We start from the raw sequence: 16,764 nt of genomic DNA, 5'->3' as shown, positions 1-16,764 counted from the left end.
CTCTGGGCCACCTCCCCCAGAGGGGGAGGATCTGGAGTGGCGACACCTCAGAGGGGGGATCTGGAGCGGCTAGGCGGGGCCTATGCCGTCCAGGATGCGGCGGGCCTGCGCGATCAGGGCGCGGCGGCGTTCGGCGGCTTGCGCGTGCTGGCGTTCGACCTCGGCGAGGTCGGCCGCGCAGTGGGGGCATTCGGTTTCGTGGGGCCAGACGTACTGGTCGCAGGAACGGCAGACCTTCAGCCTGGGCGGCAGGGCGCCGCCGGCGGCCGTGCGTTCGCGGTGGGCGACGTGCACCCGGGCCGGGTCGCGGACGGGCAGGGGCTGCGTCTGGGCGCCGGGTATGGCCTCGCGCACCAGGGCGAACTCGCCGATGGCGAAGCTGGCGGCCGGGGCGTCCTTGACCTTGGTCACCCGCTCGCGCCAGCCGTGACGGGCGAGATCGAGCACCCGGTGGTGGCAGTAGGGATTGTTGCCGCGCTTGCCCAGCAGCGACTCCGAGGTCCAGGTGCAGCCGGCCCGGCAGACGTCGGCATAGTAGCAGGTGCGGCAGTAGTCATAGAGCTCCTCGACGTCGCGCACGCGGCCGAAGGCCATTTTCTCGCTGTGACGCCAGATGTCGGCGATGCTCATCTCGCGCACGTTGCCGGCGGCGTAGAGCGAGGTGGCCAGCGAGGGGCAGCCCTTGATGGTGCCGTCGGCCTCGATGCCGATGCCGCCCTGGCCGGCGGCGCAGCCGTTCCAGTGGTCGGCCTCGTCGCCGAGGCCGCGCCACATGCGCTCGTAGGGGCCGAAATAGCCGACATTGTTGCCGACGATCATCAGCAGGCCCCGCTTCTGCCCCTCGCGATAGAGCCTGGCCAGCAGCGGCATGACCTTGAGCAACTGATAGGGCTGGAGCAGCAGGTCGGGGTTGTCGACGGCGTTGCCCATCGCGACGGTCAGCTGGATCTGCCAGTGCGTGGCGCCGGCCGCGATGATCCGTTCCATCAGTTCGGGCAGGTGGGCGGCGGTCTCGGCGCCGATCTGGGTGTTGACCGACACCGCCAGCCCCCGCGCCTTGGCCCGCTGCAGGGCGCTGATCGCCTGGTCGTAGGAGCCGGGCACGCCGCGCACCCGGTCATGCAGGTCGGGCAGGCCGTCGATCGACACGCCGATGCCCTGCAGCCCCGCGTCGGCCGCTTCGTCCAGGCGCTTGTCGGTGAGGTTGCGGGCGCCGGTCTGGACGGCGGTGCGGATGCCGTGGGCGCGGCTCCTGCGGATCAGCTCGATCCAGTCGCGGCGCAGATAGGCCTCGCCGCCGATCAGGGTGAGCTCGCGCGTGCCCAGGGCGGCCAGGTGGTCGATCAGCTCCAGCGCCTCGGCGGTGTTCAGCTCGTCCGGACGCGGCCGGCCGGCGCGCGAGCCGCAGTGCTGGCACTTGAGATTGCAGGCGAGAGTGACCTCCCAGACCACGTGGACGGGGGTCAGCTCGGCATAGTCGCGCTCGGTGCGGAAGCGGACGGACTTGCCTTCGGGCGTCGTCCGGGCGCCGGCCGGCGCGGTTTCGGAGGGCAGGGTGTCGGTCATGTGCGCRCTTTCCCCCGAAGTTTCTTGGCCCCGAAGTATCCTGGCCTCGAAATATCTTGGCCTCGAACGCGAAACGGAGGCGGCGTCTCCACAAGGGAGGCGCCGCCCGCGCGTCAGTAGCTCTTCTTGGCTTCCAGCTTGGCGATCTCCAGCCGCAGCAGCGGCAGCAGGGTGGCCACGTCGCCGTACTGGTCCAGGTGGGCCTGGGCGGCGGCTTCGGCTTCCTTCAGGCGCGAGAGGTCGCCCGAGGCGATGGCGTCGGTCACGGCGACGCCGTAGGGCTTGATGTTCATGGTGTTCAGGCCTCGGCTTTGGCGATTTCGATCTTCAGGGCGGCCAGCAGGGTGGCGACGTCGCCGTACTGGTTGAGGTGCTCCTGGGCCTCGGCCTCCAGCTTCTTGAGCTGTTCGAGATCGCCGGCGGCGACGGCGTCGGTGATGGTGACGGCGTAGAGCGGTCGGAACGACGACATGGCGTTTTCTCCCCACGGGCGCGCCGACGGCTCCGCCGGTCGCGCGGTTGCGTGCTCGGCGCGGTCTGCGCCGAAGTCCTTAAGCTGACGGGCACTGGCGGGGAGCGACGCGCGGCCTGGCCGCGCCTCTAGGCGGCGAAAGGCCGACCCCCAACACGTCGAGGGTCGGCCACATGGGCCGCCTTGTCAATTCAGGATTGTATTCGAGAGTCGCGTAACTTTGGGTGTTTTTACACAGCCGGGCCGGTCGCGACCGGGGCGTCGTCGCGGCCGCCCCACTCGGTCCACGAGCCGTCGTAGACGGCGGCCCGCGGCTTGCCCAGGCGATGCAGGGCCAGCGACACCACCGAGGCGGTGATGCCCGAGCCGCAGGTGGTGGCGATCGGCTTTTCGATGTCGACCCCGGCCTCGGCGAAGACGGCTTTCAGCTGGTCGGCGGGCAGCATGGCGCCGTCGGGGCCCAGGAGGGCCGACAGCGGGACGTTGCGCGAGCCGGGGATGTGGCCGCTGGCCAGGCCCGCGCGCGGCTCGGGGACCTCGCCGTTGAAGCGCCCGGCGGCGCGGGCGTCGATCACCTGCTCGCGGCCGGTCTCCAGGTTCTTCTTCATCTGGTCGAACGAGCGGACGAGGTCGGCCTGCAGGCGGGGGGTGAAGTGGCGTTCCTGCGGGGCGGCGGGACCGTCCTCCAGCGGGCGGCCCTCGGCGACCCACTTGGGCAGGCCGCCGTCCAGCACCACCACGTCCTCGTGGCCCATGACGCGGAAGTTCCACCACACGCGGGCGGCCGGCAGGATGCTGGTGCTGTCGTAGACGACGATGCGCGAGCCGTCGCCGAGGCCGAGCTTGCGCACCCGCGAGGCGAACTTGACGCCGCTGGCCAGCATGTGGGGCAGGGGCGAGGCTTCGTCGGAGATCTCGTCGATGTCGAAGAACACCGCGCCGGGGATGTGGCCGGCCAGGAAGTCTTCCTTCGGGTCGCGCGGCGTGCCGGGCATGAACCACGAGGCGTCGACGATGCGCACGTCGGGGGCGTCGAGATGGTCGGCCAGCCAGGCGGTCGAGACGAGAGGATCGGCGTTGGTCATGGCTGGCCTTTCGGGAACAGGAACGCGTCCCTTGCGACGGGCGCGCAACTTCACGTGAGCGGGCGCTCCACGCAAGCATCAAGACGGTCGACCAGCGCTCGCCGGTGATTGCGCGAGAGCCGAAGGCGCGCGCCGTCGCTCATGCGCACCTCGGCGTCGCCGTTGGTCAGCGGCGACAGGGCCTCGACATGGGCCACCGCGACGAGCGTCCGGCGGTGGATTCGCACGAAGCGGCCGGGATCCAGTTCGCGTTCGAGGGAGGCCAGGGTCCGGCGGACCAGCCGCAGGCCGTCCGGCGTGCGCAGGGCCTGGTAGTTGCCCTGGCTCTCGATCCATCGGACCTGGTCGAGGTCGATGACCGTGATCCGCCCGCGCTCGCGTTCGACCAGGCGGCGGACCGGTGACGCGGCCGGGGTCCTGGCCTGGGCCCGAGTCTGGGCCCGAGTCTGGGCCAGGTGGACGATGCCGAGAAAGACGGCCAGGCCGAACGCCAGCAGGGCGAGGTTGGCCGAGAGCTGGCTCACGACGTCGGCGGGCGTGGGCAGCCAGCGGCCCTGCAGCAACCAGGCGGCCAGCAGGCACGAGACGACCACGAGGGCGGGCGCCAGCAGCACCACGCCCAGCGCCTGCTCGATCCATCGTCCCCGGCGGGCCAGCACCAGCAGGGCCGGCGCGCTGGCCGAGCCGAGCACGCCGGCGCCGAGCAGGCGAACGATCTCAGAGGTCCAGTCCGACGGAAGGCCGCCGCGCAGGTTGCCGGGTTCGAGGGCGCAGACCAGGCCGAACCAATAGAGGAAGGCCAGGCCGGTCCAGCGGCGGACGGCGGCTGCATCGGGTGCGGAGGCGGGAGCGAGCATGGCGGCATCTGACAGCGCCGCTCGGGCTGCGTCCAGCCGGCGCGGCCGCGAGTGACGAGGCGGGGCCGGGGCGGGACGGGCCGGTCTTGGCCGCGACCGCCGCCGTCTCCCAGTCTCGACGGGCGGAGGAGGCAAGCATGAGACGACGACTTTTGGCGCTGCTGATCGGGCTGGGCCTGGCGCACGGGGCGATCGCCGGGCCGGTKGCGCGCGTCGAGACCGGGCGGCTGGAAGGGATCTCGCAAGGCGGCGCGGACGCCTTTCTCGGGACGCCCTACGCCGCGCCGCCGACGGGGGAGCGGCGGTGGCGGCCGCCTGTCGCCGCGAAAGCCTGGCGGGGCGTGCGGCGCGCCGACGCCTATGCTCCGGCCTGTCCGCAGGCCGGGGTCTCGATGCCGGGCGAGCCGCCGCCCCGCACGGACGAGGACTGCCTCTATCTGAATGTGTGGCGGCCGGCGACGCGATCGGACGAGCCGCTGCCGGTGGTGGTGTGGATCCACGGCGGCGGATGGACCAACGGCGCGACTTCCCTGCCGCTCTATGCGGGCGATCGGCTGGCCGCGCGGGGCGTGGTCTTCGTCTCGATCGCCTACCGCCTGGGCGCGCTGGGCTTTCTGGCGCATCCGGCCCTGAGCGCCGAAGGCGGCGGCCAGTCGGGCGACTACGGCCTGATGGACCAGGTCGCCGCGCTGCGGTGGGTTCAGCGCAACATCGCCGCCTTCGGGGGCGATCCCGGGCGGGTGACGATCGCGGGGCAGTCGGCCGGGGCCATGTCGGTCAGCGCCCTGATGGCCTCGCCGCAGGCCGCGGGGCTGTTCCATCGGGCCATCGCCCAGAGCGGAGGCCTGTTCGAACCGCTGGAGCTGGCGCCGAACTACCGCCTGGCCGGGGCCGAGAAGGACGGCGCGGCCTGGGCGGCGGACGAGGGGGCGCGCACGGCTAGCGAGCTGCGGGCCTTGCCGCTGGAGAGGCTGTTGACGCCCGCCGCCCGCCGCCTGGCCCATCCGGCGGTCGGAACCCGCGTGCTGCCGCTGTCGCCTTACGAGGCCTATGTCGCGGGGCGATGGAACAGGGTCCCGCTGCTGCTGGGCTACAACGCCGAGGAGGCGCGATCGCTGGTCGACCTGGCGCCGGTGACCGCCCGAAGCTTCGCGGCCGACATCACTCGTGACTGGGGACCGCTGCCGCCGGCCCTGCTGGCGGGCTATCCCTTCAGCGACGACGCCGGCGCGCGCCGGGCCCGCGCCGACTTCGAGCGCGACCTGCGGTTTTCATGGGACATGTGGGCGTGGGCGAGGCTGCAGGCCGGCGCGGGCCRGCCGGTATGGCTATACCGCTTCTCCCGCCGGCCGCCGTTTCCGGCCGACAGCGTCCGCGCCGACTGGGGCGCGGGCCACTTCGCCGAGCTCTGGTACATGTTCGACCACCTGGAGCAGGAGCCCTGGGCCTGGACGGCGCAGGATCGCGCCCTGGCCGACGTCATGGTGGGCGCCTGGGTCGCGTTCGCCCGCGAAGGCCGGCCCGGCGAGCACTGGCCCGCCTATCGGCTCGATGAGTCGAGCCTGCTGGACATGGGCGAGGTCGCAGCGCCCGGTCCGGTTCCCGAACTGCCGGGCCTGCGGGTGTTCGACGCCGTCTACGACGCGGTGCGAGGACGGCCTTTCGGCGCGCCGCCTACAGCCAGGGCGGGGTCGGCAGGCCCTTCTCGGCCAGGAAGGCGGGATTGAAGAGCTTGCTCTGGTAGCGCGAGCCGTGGTCGCAGAGGATGGTCACGATGGTGTGGCCGGGCCCCAGGTCGCGGGCCAGGCGCACGGCGCCGGCGACGTTGATCCCCGTGGAGCCGCCCAGGCACAGGCCCTCGTGCTGCACCAGGTCGAAGATCTGCTGCATCATCTCCTCGTCGGAGACGCGGTAGGGATGGTCGATGGCCAGGCCTTCGAGGTTGGCGGTGATCCGGCCCTGGCCGATGCCCTCGCTGATCGAATTGCCTTCCGCCTTCAGTTCACCGGCGGCGTACCAGTTGTAGAGCGAGGCGCCGCCCGGGTCGGCCAGGCCGATCTTCACGTCCGGCTTGCGCTCGCGCAGGGCCTGGGCCACGCCCGCCAGGGTGCCGCCCGAGCCGACGGCGCAGATGAAGCCGTCGACCTTGCCGGCGGTCTGTTCCCAGATCTCCGGACCGGTCGTGTCGTAGTGGGCCTGGCGGTTGGCGACGTTGTCGAACTGGTTGGCCCAGATCGCGCCGTTGGGCTCGGTCTTGGCCAGTTCCTCGGCCAGGCGGCCCGAATAGCGGACGTAGTTGTCGGGGTTGGAGTAGGGGACGGCGTCGACCTCGACCAGCTCGGCGCCGAGCAGGCGGATGGCGTCCTTCTTCTCCTGGCTCTGGGTGCGCGGGATGACGATGGTGGTCTTGTAGCCGAGCGCCGAGGCGACCATGGCCAGGCCGATGCCGGTGTTACCGGCCGTGCCCTCGACCACGCGGCCGCCGGGGCGCAGCAGGCCTTTGGCTTCCGCGTCGCGGATGATGCTGAGCGCGGCGCGGTCCTTGACCGACTGGCCGGGGTTCATGAACTCGGCCTTGCCCAGGATCTCGCAGCCGGTGGCCTCGCTGGCCCGATTGAGGCGGATCAGCGGGGTGTTGCCGATGGCGTCGAGAACGTTGGCGGTGACGGGCATGGTGGAAAATCTGCGGCTTCGCGCGAAGAGGCGCCGTTGAAGGCCAGGGTAGATCGCGATGCGGCCGCCCGGATCAATCGAGTTTTCCTGAAAGCGGCGGCCGGCGAGCCAGGTTCAGTGGGCCGTGGGCTCGGTCTGGATGACGTTGAGCAGGGCCAGGCCCCCGGCGGCGGCCGTCGCCGCGCACCAGGCGCCGCACAGGCCGTCGATGCCCACCAGGCTGTTCTCGACCGCGTCGGCCATGATGCCTTCGGCCACCAGCGAGGACGGCTCGCCCAGCAGCTGGTTGTCGTGCAGCTCGCGGCACCAGGCGCCGACCGCTTCGACGGGTGTCTCGGCGTCGAACTGCGAGAGGTAGGTGCCGCCGTGGTAGTCGAGGACCAGGGTGAAGAGCGACACGCTTGATCCTCCTCTAGCCGCGGGCCAGGCCAAGCTGGACGACGTTGGTGCGTTCGGTGCGGAAGCCCGCCTCGCAGTAGCTGAGATAGAAGTGCCAGAGCCGGCGGAAGCGCTCGTCGAAGCCCAGCGGGCGGATCTGGTCCCAGGCCGCCTCGAAGCGCCGGGCCCATTCGGCCAGGGTGTCGGCGTAGTCCTGGCCGAAGCGCCGCACGCCGTCCCACGAAAGGCCGGCCTTGTCGGTCTCCTGCCGCAGCCGCGTCTCGCTGGGCAGCATGCCGCCCGGGAAGATGTAGCGCTGGATGAAGTCGGTGTGCCGGCGATAGCTGTCGAACAGCTCGTCCTTGATGGTGATGATCTGCAGGCCGGCGCGGCCGCCGGGGGTGAGCACGTCGTGGATCTTGCCGAAATAGGTGGGCCAGTACTCCTCGCCGACGGCCTCGAACATCTCGATCGAGGCGACGCCGTCGAACTTGCCCTGCACGTCGCGATAGTCGATCAGCCGGATGTCGGCCTTCTCGGCCAGGCCCTGGTCGAACAGGCGCTTCCTGGCGAAGTCGTGCTGGGCGGGCGAGATGGTGATGCCGGTGACCTTGGCGCCGACCTCCCTGGCCGCGTACTCGGCGAAACCGCCCCAGCCGCAGCCGATCTCCAGCACGTGCTTGCCGGGCGCCAGACCGATGGACTGGGCCAGGGCCTCGTACTTGCGGGTCTGGGCAACGTCGAGCGAAGAGGCCGGGTCCTTGTCGTAGAGGGCCGACGAATAGGTCATCGTCCGGTCCAGCCACTGGGAATAGAAGGCGTTGCCCAGGTCGTAGTGGGCGTGGATGTTGCGCTTGGAGCCGCTGCGGTCGTTGCGGTTCATCCAGTGGAAGATGACGTTGATCAGGTGCATGACGGGATTGCCCCGCACCAGCGCCGCCAGCTTGTCGAAGTTCAGCGCGAACGCGGTCAGCACCGCCGACAGGTCGGGCGTGTCCCACTCGCCGGCCATGTAGCCCTCGGCGAAGCCGATGTCGCCCGAGGCGAAGGCGCGGCGGATGAAGCGGTAGTCGCGCACGTGGACCACGGCGTCGGGGCCGGGGGTCTTGCCGTCGATGCGCAGGGGCTTGCCCGAAGGCAGGACGAAGGTCAGGGAGCCGATCGCCCAGTTCTCGACGGCGATACGCAGCGCCGTGCGGAAGGCCGGCGGGGCGGCCCGGAGATCTTCGTCTCGCCACGAGGCGGGCAAGGTGTCGGTCATCAGCGCTCCCAATCCCTTGTGCGGGACAAGTAAGACCCCCGAAAGCCGAACTGTAAATGGGGCTGGCGAGCATCGCTCGCCAGGGGATCATTCGTCGCCGGGGTCTGCGCGCAGCTGGCGGTAGGCCTCCAGCGCCGCGGCCCGGGCGCGGGGATGGTCGACGATCGGCTTGCCGTAGACGGCCCTGGCGCCGGCGCTCAGCCGTTCGGGCGCGGTCCACGGCTGGTGGACGACCTCGGCCGGCAGGTTGGCCAGTTCCGGGATCCAGCGTTTGACGTAAGTCCCCTTGGGATCGAACTTTTCGCCCTGGCCGATCGGGTTGAAGATCCGGAAGTAGGGCGAGGCGTCGGCGCCGCTGCCGGCCACCCACTGCCAGTTGCCGACATTGTTGGCGAGGTCGGCGTCGACCAAAGTGTCCCAGAACCAGGCCTCGCCCTCGCGCCAGTCGACCAGCAGGTGCTTGATCAGGAACGAGGCGGTGATCATCCGCACACGGTTGTGCATGAAGCCCGTGGCCCAGAGCTCTCGCATGCCCGCGTCGACCAGCGGATAGCCGGTGCGCCCTTCGGTCCAGGCCTCGAAGCCGCGCGGGTTCCGCGACCAGGGGAAGGCGTCGAACTCGGGCCGGAAGTTCTTGGTCGGCAACTCCGGCCAGTTGAACAGGATCGCGTGGTTGAACTCGCGCCAGCCCACCTCCGACAGGAACTTCTCGATCTCGCCGTGCGGGGCGTCGCCGGCCTCGGCGGCGTTGCGGGCGGCGGTCCAGACCTGGCGGGGGCCGATCTCGCCGAAGTGCAGGTGGGGAGAGAGGCGCGAGGTCGCCTCCAGGCCCGGAACGTCGCGACCCTCGCCGTAGCCCTCGACCGGCCCCGACAGGAAGTCGTCCAGCCGCGCCAGCGCGCCGGCCTCGCCTGGCGTCCAGATCGAAAAGCCCTTCGACCAGTCGGGCTTGCGCGGATGCAGGTCCCAGCCGTCCAGCGCGTCGCTGTGGGGCCAGTGCTCGGGCGCTTCCAGCCGCTTGGGCGGCGCCTCGGCCTCGACATGGGTCAGGTGCGCGCGGGCCGCCCGCCAGTAGGGGGTGAAGACCTTGTAGGGCTGCTTGGAGCCGTTCACGACGGTCCAGGGCTCGTTCAGCAGGCCGGCAAGGCAGCTTTCGACGACCACGCCGTCGGCCTTCAGCGCCGTCTTGATCTGCGCGTCGCGCTCGATGGCGGCGGGCTCGTACAGGCGGTTCCAGGCGACGCCGGCCGCGCCGGCGTGGACGATCGCGTCCTTGAGCACCTCCTGAGCGGGGCCGCGCCGCAGGATCAGCCTGGAGCCGATCGCCTTCAGGCTCTCGGAGAGCGCCCGCAGCGACTTGTCGAGCCACCACAGCGAGGCCGCGCCCATCGGCCGCACGCCGCTGGTCTCGTCGAGGATATAGAGGGGGATCACCGGCCGACCCGTGTCGGCGGCGGCTTTCAGCGCCGGATTGTCGGCCAGGCGCAGGTCGTTGCGCAGCCACACGATGACGGGTCCGGGGACGCCTGGATCGATCCGCACTTGCACCTTTCCGCCGTTGGGGCCACCTGTGGGGCCAATTCAGCGCCCACCCTTATTCGGAAGTTCCGCCTTGAGTCAGCCCGTCGCCCCCAACGCCGTCGTCGAAGTGAAGACGGAGACCGGCAAGGCCATCCGTATCGGCAACGCCGAGCGCCTGACCCTCATCGCCGGTCCGTGCCAGATGGAGAGCCGCCAGCACGCGCTGGAGACGGCCCACGCCCTCAAGGAGATCGGCGAGCGCCTGGGCGTCGGCCTGATCTACAAGACCAGCTACGACAAGGCCAACCGCACCTCGGCCACGGCCGCGCGCGGCATCGGCCTCTATGACAGCCTGCCGATCTTCCAGGAGATCCGCGAGGTCACCGGCCTGCCGACCCTGACCGACGTGCACGAGATCAGCCACTGCGACCCCGTCGCCGAGGCCGTCGACGTGATCCAGATCCCGGCCTTCCTGTGCCGCCAGACCGACCTCTTGCTGGCCGCCGCCAAGACCGGCCGGGCGATCAACATCAAGAAGGGCCAGTTCCTGGCCCCGTGGGACATGAAGAACGTCATCGCCAAGGTGACCGGCGCGGGCAACCCCAACGTCATGGCCTGCGAGCGCGGCGCGTCGTTCGGCTACAACACCCTGGTGTCGGACATGCGCAGCCTGCCGATCATGAAGGAGATCGGCTGCCCGGTGGTGTTCGACGCCACCCACAGCGTGCAGCAGCCGGGCGGGCAGGGCACCTCGTCGGGCGGCCAGCGCGAGTTCGTGCCGGTTCTGGCCCGCGCCGCCGTCTCGATCGGCGTGGCCATGGTGTTCATGGAAACCCACCCCGACCCCGACCACGCTCCGTCGGACGGCCCCAACATGGTGCCGCTGAGCCAGTTCGAAGGCCTGGTGGCCGAACTGCTGGAGTTCGACGCCCTGGCCAAGCGCAAGCTGGCGGCATAGCCGTTTCCCTTCTCCCCCTGCGGGAGAAGGTGTCGGCGAAAGCCGACGGATGAGAGGTCGATAGACATCGGCCGCCTAGCGACGAGAAGCAGCGGATGAGGCGGCGCGACCCCTCATCCGACCTCCTTCGGAGGCCACCTTCTCCCGCAAGGGGAGAAGGGCTCGCTATTGCCCGCTCCGTCCCCTGTGCCATAACCCGCCCATGTCCAGACGCATCGTTCTCGTCACCGGCGGCGCCGGGTTCATCGGCTCCAACATCGTGGCCAAGCTCTGCGAGGATCCGTCGCTGGACGTCGTGGTCTGCGACTGGCTGGGCCAGGCGGGCGAGGGCAAGTGGCGCAACATCGCCAAGCACCCGATCGCCGACTTCGTCGCGCCCGAGCAGATGTTCGACTGGCTGGCCGAGCGCGGCGCCGAGGTCGAGCTCGTCATCCACATGGGCGCGATCTCTTCGACGACCGAGCCGGACGCCGACCTGATCGTGCAGTCCAACTTCGTGCTGTCGCGCGACATCTGGCGGTGGTGCGCCAGGAACGGCGTGCGCCTGATCTACGCCTCGTCGGCCGCCACCTATGGCGACGGCACGCTGGGCTTCGACGGCAAGGACGACATCGACACCCTGATGGGCCTGCGTCCGCTGAACGCCTACGGCTGGTCCAAGGCGCTGTTCGACGTGTTCGCCGTGCGCGAGGCGGCTCGCGGCCACGCCCCGCCGCAGTGGGCGGGCCTGAAGTTCTTCAACGTCTATGGCCCCAACGAGGACCACAAGGGCGGCATGAAGTCGGTGGTCTGCCAGATCTGGCCGAAGATCCAGGCGGGCGAGGGCGTGCGCCTGTTCAAGTCGCACCACCCCGACTACGAGGACGGCGGCCAGCTGCGCGACTTCGTCTATGTGCGCGACGTGGCCGACGTGATCGCCTGGCTGGCCAAGAGCCCGCACGTGAACGGCGTCTACAACCTGGGTTCGGGCCATGCGCGCTCGTTCAAGGACCTGGCCGAGGCCACCTTCGCCGCTGTCGCCCGCGAGCCGGACATCACCTATTTCGACATGCCCGAGGTGCTGCAGGGCAAGTACCAGTACTTCACGCAGGCCGACATGAGCCGCCTGCGCGCGGCCGGCTACAACGCGCCGATGACCTCGCTGGAGGACGGCGTGGCCGACTATGTGGCGGGTTTCCTGAACACCGACGATCCCTATCGCTGACGCGCGCTTCGGTTGACCAAGGGGCACGCTTGCGGACCCCTGCCGTGCGCGTAACCTGAACCCTGATAAGTCGCCGAGACAGGCGTCGGTCAGGGAGTGGAACATGGTCGGCATCGCCGCCTGGGGCGCCTATGCGCCGCGTCTTCGCCTCAGCCGCAAGGCCGTCGTCGCCGCCAACGCCTGGGTCGCGCCCGGCCTGGCGGGCAAGGCCAGGGGCGAACGGTCCATGGCCAACTGGGACGAGGACGCCCTGACCATGGCCGTCGAGGCCGCCCGCGACGCCCTGGGCCCCGAAGACGAGGGCAGGGCGGCGATCGAGGCGGCGATCTTCGCCTCGACGACCGCGCCCTTCGCCGATCGCCAGAACGCCGGGATCCTGGCCGCGGCCCTGACGCTGGAGACCTCGATCGCCTCGGCCGACGTCACCGGCTCGCAGCGGTGCGGCCTGACCGCGCTGGGCCAGGCGCTGGACGCCGCCGCTTGCGGCAAGCGGGTGCTGGTGGCCGCGGGCGAGCACCGCCGGGCCCGCGCCGCCTCGCCCCAGGAGCTGGATTTCGGCGACGCGGCGGCCGCCTTCGTCGTCTCGCCGGACGGCGGAGCGGCCACCTTCCTGGGCCGAGGCACGGTCACCGACGACTTCGTCGACCACTTCCGCGGTTCGGACGCCCAGTTCGACTATGCCTGGGAGGAGCGGTGGATCCGCGACGAGGGGATCGTCAAGCTCGTGCCGCCCGCCGTGCGCGCGGCCCTGGACGCGGCGGGGCTGGACGCCGCCGCCGTCGACCATTTCTGCTTTCCGTCGGTGTTCGCCGGCATGGGCGCGACCCTGGCCAAGACGCTTGGGATCAGGCCCGAGGCGGTGCGCGACACCCTGGGTCTGCAACTGGGCGAGGCCGGTTGCGCGCACGGCCCGCTGTTGCTGGCCCACGCGCTGGAAGAGGCCCGGCCCGGCGAGGTGGTGCTGGTCGCCCAGTTCGGCCAGGGCGCCGAGGCGCTCGTCTTCCGCGTCGGGGAGGCGAGCGTGCGCCCCGCGCGCGGCGTGACCGGATCGCTGGCCGACCGCCAGGAGGAGACCAACTACCTGAAGTTCCTGGTCTTCAACGACCTCGTCGAGTGGGACCGGGGCATGCGGGCCGAGAAGGACAACAAGACGGCCCTGACCACGCTCTATCGCAACCGCGACCAGATCCTGGGCCTGGTCGGCGGCCGCTGCCGCGAGACCGGCGTCGTGCAGTTCCCGCGCACCCGCATCTCGGTGGCGCCCAACAACCCCGCCGTCGACACCCAGGAGCCCTACCGTTTCGCCGAACGCGCCGCGCAGGTGCTGACCTATTCGGCCGACTACCTGACCTTCTCGATGAGCCCGCCAAACCACTACGGCATGGTCGTCTTCGAGGGCGGCGGCCGGATCATGCTCGACATCACCGACGTCGCGCTCGGCGAGGTCGAGACCGGCCTGCCGGTGAAGATGGTCTTCCGCATCAAGGACCGCGACGAGAAGCGCGGCTTCGTCCGTTACTTCTGGAAGGCCGCGCCCGACCGTGYGGCGGTGGCGGCGGCTTCGGCCCGGGCGGCGGAGTAGGGCGGTGTCAGAGCGCGCGCTTGACGTCTGTGGCGGCGAAGTCCTCGCCCTTGAACAGCAGCGGCAGGTCGCGCGCCCTGGCCAGGGCGTAGGCGAAGCAGTCGCCGAAATTCAGGCCGTGGCGGCCTTGGCGATATCTGTCGTAGGCGTCTTTGGCTATCGCCAGCTGTTCCTCGTCGAAGGCCTCGGTGATCACGTCGAGTTCCGACAGGAACCGCTCTACTACTTCGACGTCACCCCTGCGGTGCAGGCAGACGGCGTGGAGTTCGAGGCGCGTGCTCGCCGAGATCAGCACGCTGTTCGCCACGGAGACAGCCCGCATGAAGTCTTCGGCTTCAGGCTCATCCCAGATGATGGCCAGAACCGCCGAGGTATCGAGGACGATCATTTTGGCAAGCCGTATTCATCATACAGGATGTCGTCGGGGTCGCGCGGGTCGAGTACGGGAAGCTTCGCGCTCCGCTCCTGCAGCATGCGCATGAAAGCCATCTTCTCTTCGGGCGTGCGTGGCTTGGCGGATGTGCGCTCGAGGCGTTCACGCAGGGCTACGACGACGGCTTCGGTCAGGGTTTCCCCCGTCCGTTCCGTCAGTTGTCGGGCCAGTCGGTCGGCCTCGGCGTTGCGGATATAGAGGCTCATGGCCCTGTATATACACCCGATCAATACGCCCGAGAAGGCGAGCTAGGGAGAGACCCCAATGGCCAGCGGCATTCGCGACAAGGTCGCCATTCTCGGCATGGGCTGCAGCAAGTTCGGCGAGCGCTGGGACGCCGGACCCGACGACCTGATGGTCGAGGCCTATGTCGAGGCCATGGCCGACGCCGGGATCGAGGCCAGCCAGCTGGACGCGGCCTGGTTCTCGACCCACATCGACGAGATCGGCACGGGCAAGGGCGGCACGCCGCTGTCGATCGCCCTGCGCCTGCCCAACATCGCCGTCACCAGGGTCGAGAACTTCTGCGCCTCGGGCTCGGAAGCCTTCCGCGGCGCGGTCTACGCCGTCGCCGCGGGCGCGGCGGACATCGCGCTGGCCGTCGGCGTCGAGAAGCTGAAGGACACCGGCTATGGCGGCCTGCCGTTCGGGGCGCCGGGCACGCTGGCGCCGCAGGTCATGCCCAACGGCTCGGCCCCCGGAAACTTCGCCCAGCTGGCCAGCGCCTATCGCGCCAAGCACGGGGTGTCCAAGGAGGACCTCAAGCGCGCCATCGCCCACGTCTCGGTCAAGAGCCACGCCAACGGCGCCAAGAACCCCAAGGCCCACCTGCGCAAGCCCATCACCGAGGAGCAGGCGCTGAAGGCCCCGATCATCGCCGAGCCCCTGGGCCTGTTCGACTGCTGCGGGGTTTCCGACGGCGCGGCCGCGGCCATCGTCACGACGCCCGAGATCGCCCGGGCGCTGGGCAAGCATGACCTCGTCACGGTCAAGGCGCTGCAGCTGTCGGTCTCCAACGGCTACGAGAGCCAGTACAACGGTTGGGACGGCAGCCATTTCCACACCGCCCGCATCGCCGCCGGCAAGGCCTACAAGGAGGCCGGCATCGAGCGCCCGCGCGAGCAGATCTCGATGATGGAGGTGCACGACTGCTTCTCGGTGACCGAGCTGGTGACCATGGAGGACCTGTTCATCTCGGCCGAAGGGCGCGGCTGGCGCGACGTGCTGGACGGCTTCTACGACGCCGACGGCGCGGTGCCGTGCCAGATCGACGGCGGCCTCAAATGCTTCGGCCACCCGATCGGCGCGTCGGGCCTGCGGATGCTCTACGAAATGTACCTGCAGCTGCAGGGCAGGGCGGGCGAGCGGCAGTTGCGCGACCCCGTTCTGGGCATGACCCACAACCTGGGCGGCGCGCCGGCCAGCAATGTCTGCTCGGTCGCCATCATCGGGCGGGAAGGGGCGTAGTGCGACGCCCCGACCTGGTGTAGTCGAGAGGCATGTCGGGACGCTTCAAGGGCTTCAAGCGCTGGATCTTCGCCGGATGCGTCCTGGTGCTGGGGCTCGTCCTGACGGCGGCGTTCTACTGGCGATACGACATCCTGCGCACGACGCTGGATCCGAAGGTTCCGTTCCAGACCTACGACCCGCCGCCGGCCCCCAACTATGCCGACCCGGCCGCCTGGGCGCTGCTGCCGCGGGGCGCGACGGGCATGGACCGCGCCGCCGACGTGTTCTTCGTCCACCCGACCACCTTCGACGGCGGGCGCGACTGGAACGCGCCCTTCGACCAGCCCAAGGCCAATCGCTATCTCAACCGGGTGGTGCTGCCCAACTACGCCGCGCCGTTCTCGCGGGTCGGGCGGATCTTCGCGCCGCACTACCGCCAGGCCAGCCTCTATACCTTCCTGACGCTGCGCGACGACGCCCGCGAGGCCCGCCGCTTCGCCTATGGCGACGTGCGCGACGCCTTCCGCGCCTGGCGCGACCGCTACGACCAGGGCCGGCCGCTGGTGCTGGTCGGGGTGGAGCAGGGCGGCGGCCTGCTGGCCCGCCTGGTGGCCGAGGAGATCGCGCCCAACCCCGCGCTCAAGGCCCGCCTGGCCGGCGTCTATCTGATCGAGACCGCCGTGCCGGCCGACGAGTACGGCCCTGGCGCGTCGGTTCCGGCCTGCGCGCGTCGCGACGAGGCCGGCTGCGTGGTGGCCTGGGCCTCGCTGACCGACGGCGACTTCCAGAAGGCCCAGGAGTGGCTGGGTCGCTCGTTGACCTGGCGGGGTAGCGACCAGCTGGAAAACCTGAACGGCCGCAAGCCGCTGTGCGTCAATCCGCTGCTGGGCGCCAGGACCGAGGAGAGGGCCCCCGCGCGCCTCAACCTGGGTTCGGTCAACGCCACGGGCCTGGAGTGGGGCGCCCGCCCGGCCTTCCTCAAGCGCCAGGTCTGGGCCCAGTGCGAGAACGGCCTGCTGCACACCGGCCGGCCCAAGTCGGCCTCGCTGCGCGACACCGGCTCGTGGACCGATCGCCGCAAGGTCGACGGCTACAACCTGTTCTGGGCCGACATCGAGGCCGACGCGGCCGCCCGGGTGGCCGCGCTCGAAAAGCGCGAGCCGCCGGTGATCAGGGCCTCGCAGCCCTAGGACGTTGCGGAACCTCTTTTTCGAAGGGGCTCAAGGGCCCGCGCTGCGGTGCGGCAGCGGACGATTTTACCACCAAGCCCACGGCCAAGCCGCCGATCTTGCCTCCGGCGCGCTCCGCTCAGCTTGTTTTTCTGC

17 protein-coding genes are annotated in these 16,764 nt (G+C 70.3%); 6 read left to right on the top strand and 11 right to left on the bottom strand.

Annotated elements, in window-relative coordinates:
* Positions 1-69 precede the first annotated feature (69 nt).
* The 5 genes from AC1DCG_RS06440 to AC1DCG_RS06420 form a co-directional block, all read right to left on the bottom strand.
* Positions 70-1,566: a GDL motif peptide-associated radical SAM/SPASM maturase gene (locus tag AC1DCG_RS06440; RefSeq protein ID WP_477029926.1), complete on the bottom strand. Its 1,497-nt coding sequence runs from the start codon at positions 1,564-1,566 to the stop codon at positions 70-72.
* 113 nt (positions 1,567-1,679) lie between these two features.
* Positions 1,680-1,859: a DUF1843 domain-containing protein gene (locus tag AC1DCG_RS06435; RefSeq protein WP_165255150.1), complete on the bottom strand. Its 180-nt coding sequence runs from the start codon at positions 1,857-1,859 to the stop codon at positions 1,680-1,682.
* A 5-nt stretch (positions 1,860-1,864) separates the two neighbouring features.
* A complete protein-coding gene (locus AC1DCG_RS06430) occupies positions 1,865-2,038 on the bottom strand; it encodes a DUF1843 domain-containing protein (protein ID WP_477029925.1) in 174 nt (57 codons plus the stop codon).
* Between the two features lie 230 nt (positions 2,039-2,268).
* Entirely contained in the window at positions 2,269-3,123 is an 855-nt protein-coding gene (gene sseA / locus AC1DCG_RS06425; RefSeq protein WP_477029924.1) for a 3-mercaptopyruvate sulfurtransferase, read from the bottom strand.
* A gap of 50 nt (positions 3,124-3,173) precedes the next feature.
* Positions 3,174-3,980 (bottom strand): LytR/AlgR family response regulator transcription factor, encoded by an 807-nt coding sequence (locus tag AC1DCG_RS06420; RefSeq protein ID WP_477036509.1) that lies wholly within the window; start codon positions 3,978-3,980, stop codon positions 3,174-3,176.
* A gap of 137 nt (positions 3,981-4,117) precedes the next feature.
* On the opposite strand from AC1DCG_RS06420, the gene AC1DCG_RS06415 reads away from it, so the two are divergent.
* Positions 4,118-5,707: a carboxylesterase/lipase family protein gene (locus AC1DCG_RS06415; RefSeq protein ID WP_477041422.1), complete on the top strand. Its 1,590-nt coding sequence runs from the start codon at positions 4,118-4,120 to the stop codon at positions 5,705-5,707.
* On the opposite strand, the gene AC1DCG_RS06410 is transcribed toward AC1DCG_RS06415, so the two are convergent.
* From AC1DCG_RS06410 to AC1DCG_RS06395, 4 genes are all read right to left on the bottom strand, one after another.
* On the bottom strand, positions 5,655-6,653 hold the full coding sequence (locus AC1DCG_RS06410) for a cysteine synthase A (protein WP_477029921.1): 999 nt from the start codon (positions 6,651-6,653) through the stop codon (positions 5,655-5,657). The two genes, AC1DCG_RS06415 and AC1DCG_RS06410, sit on opposite strands and share 53 nt — an antisense overlap.
* 114 nt (positions 6,654-6,767) lie before the next feature.
* Positions 6,768-7,052 (bottom strand): hypothetical protein, encoded by a 285-nt coding sequence (locus tag AC1DCG_RS06405; RefSeq protein WP_058348305.1) that lies wholly within the window; start codon positions 7,050-7,052, stop codon positions 6,768-6,770.
* Positions 7,053-7,065: 13 nt separating this feature from the next.
* Positions 7,066-8,292, bottom strand: coding sequence for a class I SAM-dependent methyltransferase (locus AC1DCG_RS06400; RefSeq protein ID WP_477029920.1), 1,227 nt, complete (start codon positions 8,290-8,292; stop codon positions 7,066-7,068).
* Between the two features lie 87 nt (positions 8,293-8,379).
* A complete protein-coding gene (locus AC1DCG_RS06395; protein ID WP_477029919.1) occupies positions 8,380-9,840 on the bottom strand; it encodes a cryptochrome/photolyase family protein in 1,461 nt (486 codons plus the stop codon).
* Positions 9,841-9,904: 64 nt separating this feature from the next.
* Here AC1DCG_RS06395 and kdsA point away from each other — a divergent pair, with 64 nt between their 5' ends.
* The 3 genes from kdsA (at position 9,905) to AC1DCG_RS06380 (ending at position 13,557) form a co-directional block, all read left to right on the top strand.
* Entirely contained in the window at positions 9,905-10,771 is an 867-nt protein-coding gene (gene kdsA, locus AC1DCG_RS06390) for a 3-deoxy-8-phosphooctulonate synthase (protein WP_477029918.1), read from the top strand.
* A gap of 202 nt (positions 10,772-10,973) precedes the next feature.
* Positions 10,974-11,975 carry an ADP-glyceromanno-heptose 6-epimerase gene (gene rfaD / locus AC1DCG_RS06385; protein ID WP_477029917.1) on the top strand — a complete coding sequence of 334 codons (1,002 nt, stop codon included), beginning with the start codon at positions 10,974-10,976 and terminating at the stop codon, positions 11,973-11,975.
* Between the two features lie 103 nt (positions 11,976-12,078).
* Complete coding sequence (locus tag AC1DCG_RS06380) at positions 12,079-13,557, top strand: OB-fold domain-containing protein (protein WP_477041421.1); 1,479 nt, start codon at positions 12,079-12,081, stop codon at positions 13,555-13,557.
* A gap of 7 nt (positions 13,558-13,564) precedes the next feature.
* Here the strand turns inward: AC1DCG_RS06380 and AC1DCG_RS06375 are convergent, their stop codons facing one another.
* Together AC1DCG_RS06375 and AC1DCG_RS06370 are read right to left on the bottom strand one after the other, a co-directional pair.
* Positions 13,565-13,945: a type II toxin-antitoxin system VapC family toxin gene (locus AC1DCG_RS06375; protein ID WP_477029915.1), complete on the bottom strand. Its 381-nt coding sequence runs from the start codon at positions 13,943-13,945 to the stop codon at positions 13,565-13,567.
* On the bottom strand, positions 13,942-14,196 hold the full coding sequence (locus tag AC1DCG_RS06370; protein ID WP_165255168.1) for a type II toxin-antitoxin system VapB family antitoxin: 255 nt from the start codon (positions 14,194-14,196) through the stop codon (positions 13,942-13,944). Before AC1DCG_RS06370 ends, AC1DCG_RS06375 begins: the two co-directional genes overlap by 4 nt.
* Before the next feature lie 58 nt (positions 14,197-14,254).
* Between AC1DCG_RS06370 and AC1DCG_RS06365 the strand changes: the two genes are divergently transcribed.
* Positions 14,255-15,457 (top strand): acetyl-CoA acetyltransferase, encoded by a 1,203-nt coding sequence (locus tag AC1DCG_RS06365; protein WP_165255169.1) that lies wholly within the window; start codon positions 14,255-14,257, stop codon positions 15,455-15,457.
* A 32-nt stretch (positions 15,458-15,489) separates the two neighbouring features.
* Entirely contained in the window at positions 15,490-16,629 is a 1,140-nt protein-coding gene (locus AC1DCG_RS06360) for a DUF3089 domain-containing protein (RefSeq protein WP_165255171.1), read from the top strand.
* Positions 16,630-16,764: the final 135 nt, after the last annotated feature.

Source organism: Caulobacter sp. 10L414 (genome assembly GCF_056395525.1).
The sequence above is the reverse complement of the archived record's forward strand: the minus strand, read 5'-3'. Positions and strand labels throughout refer to the sequence as shown.

Coding starts and splice junctions, on each gene's coding strand:
- AC1DCG_RS06370 (WP_165255168.1), bottom strand. CDS start 14,196: ATGAGCCTCTATATCCGCAACGCCGAGGCCGACCGACTGGCCCGACAA.
- AC1DCG_RS06410 (WP_477029921.1), bottom strand. CDS start 6,653: ATGCCCGTCACCGCCAACGTTCTCGACGCCATCGGCAACACCCCGCTG.
- AC1DCG_RS06375 (WP_477029915.1), bottom strand. CDS start 13,945: ATGATCGTCCTCGATACCTCGGCGGTTCTGGCCATCATCTGGGATGAG.
- AC1DCG_RS06420 (WP_477036509.1), bottom strand. CDS start 3,980: ATGCTCGCTCCCGCCTCCGCACCCGATGCAGCCGCCGTCCGCCGCTGG.
- AC1DCG_RS06430 (WP_477029925.1), bottom strand. CDS start 2,038: ATGTCGTCGTTCCGACCGCTCTACGCCGTCACCATCACCGACGCCGTC.
- AC1DCG_RS06435 (WP_165255150.1), bottom strand. CDS start 1,859: ATGAACATCAAGCCCTACGGCGTCGCCGTGACCGACGCCATCGCCTCG.
- AC1DCG_RS06440 (WP_477029926.1), bottom strand. CDS start 1,566: ATGACCGACACCCTGCCCTCCGAAACCGCGCCGGCCGGCGCCCGGACG.
- rfaD (WP_477029917.1), top strand. CDS start 10,974: ATGTCCAGACGCATCGTTCTCGTCACCGGCGGCGCCGGGTTCATCGGC.
- AC1DCG_RS06365 (WP_165255169.1), top strand. CDS start 14,255: ATGGCCAGCGGCATTCGCGACAAGGTCGCCATTCTCGGCATGGGCTGC.
- AC1DCG_RS06360 (WP_165255171.1), top strand. CDS start 15,490: ATGTCGGGACGCTTCAAGGGCTTCAAGCGCTGGATCTTCGCCGGATGC.
- AC1DCG_RS06400 (WP_477029920.1), bottom strand. CDS start 8,292: ATGACCGACACCTTGCCCGCCTCGTGGCGAGACGAAGATCTCCGGGCC.
- sseA (WP_477029924.1), bottom strand. CDS start 3,123: ATGACCAACGCCGATCCTCTCGTCTCGACCGCCTGGCTGGCCGACCAT.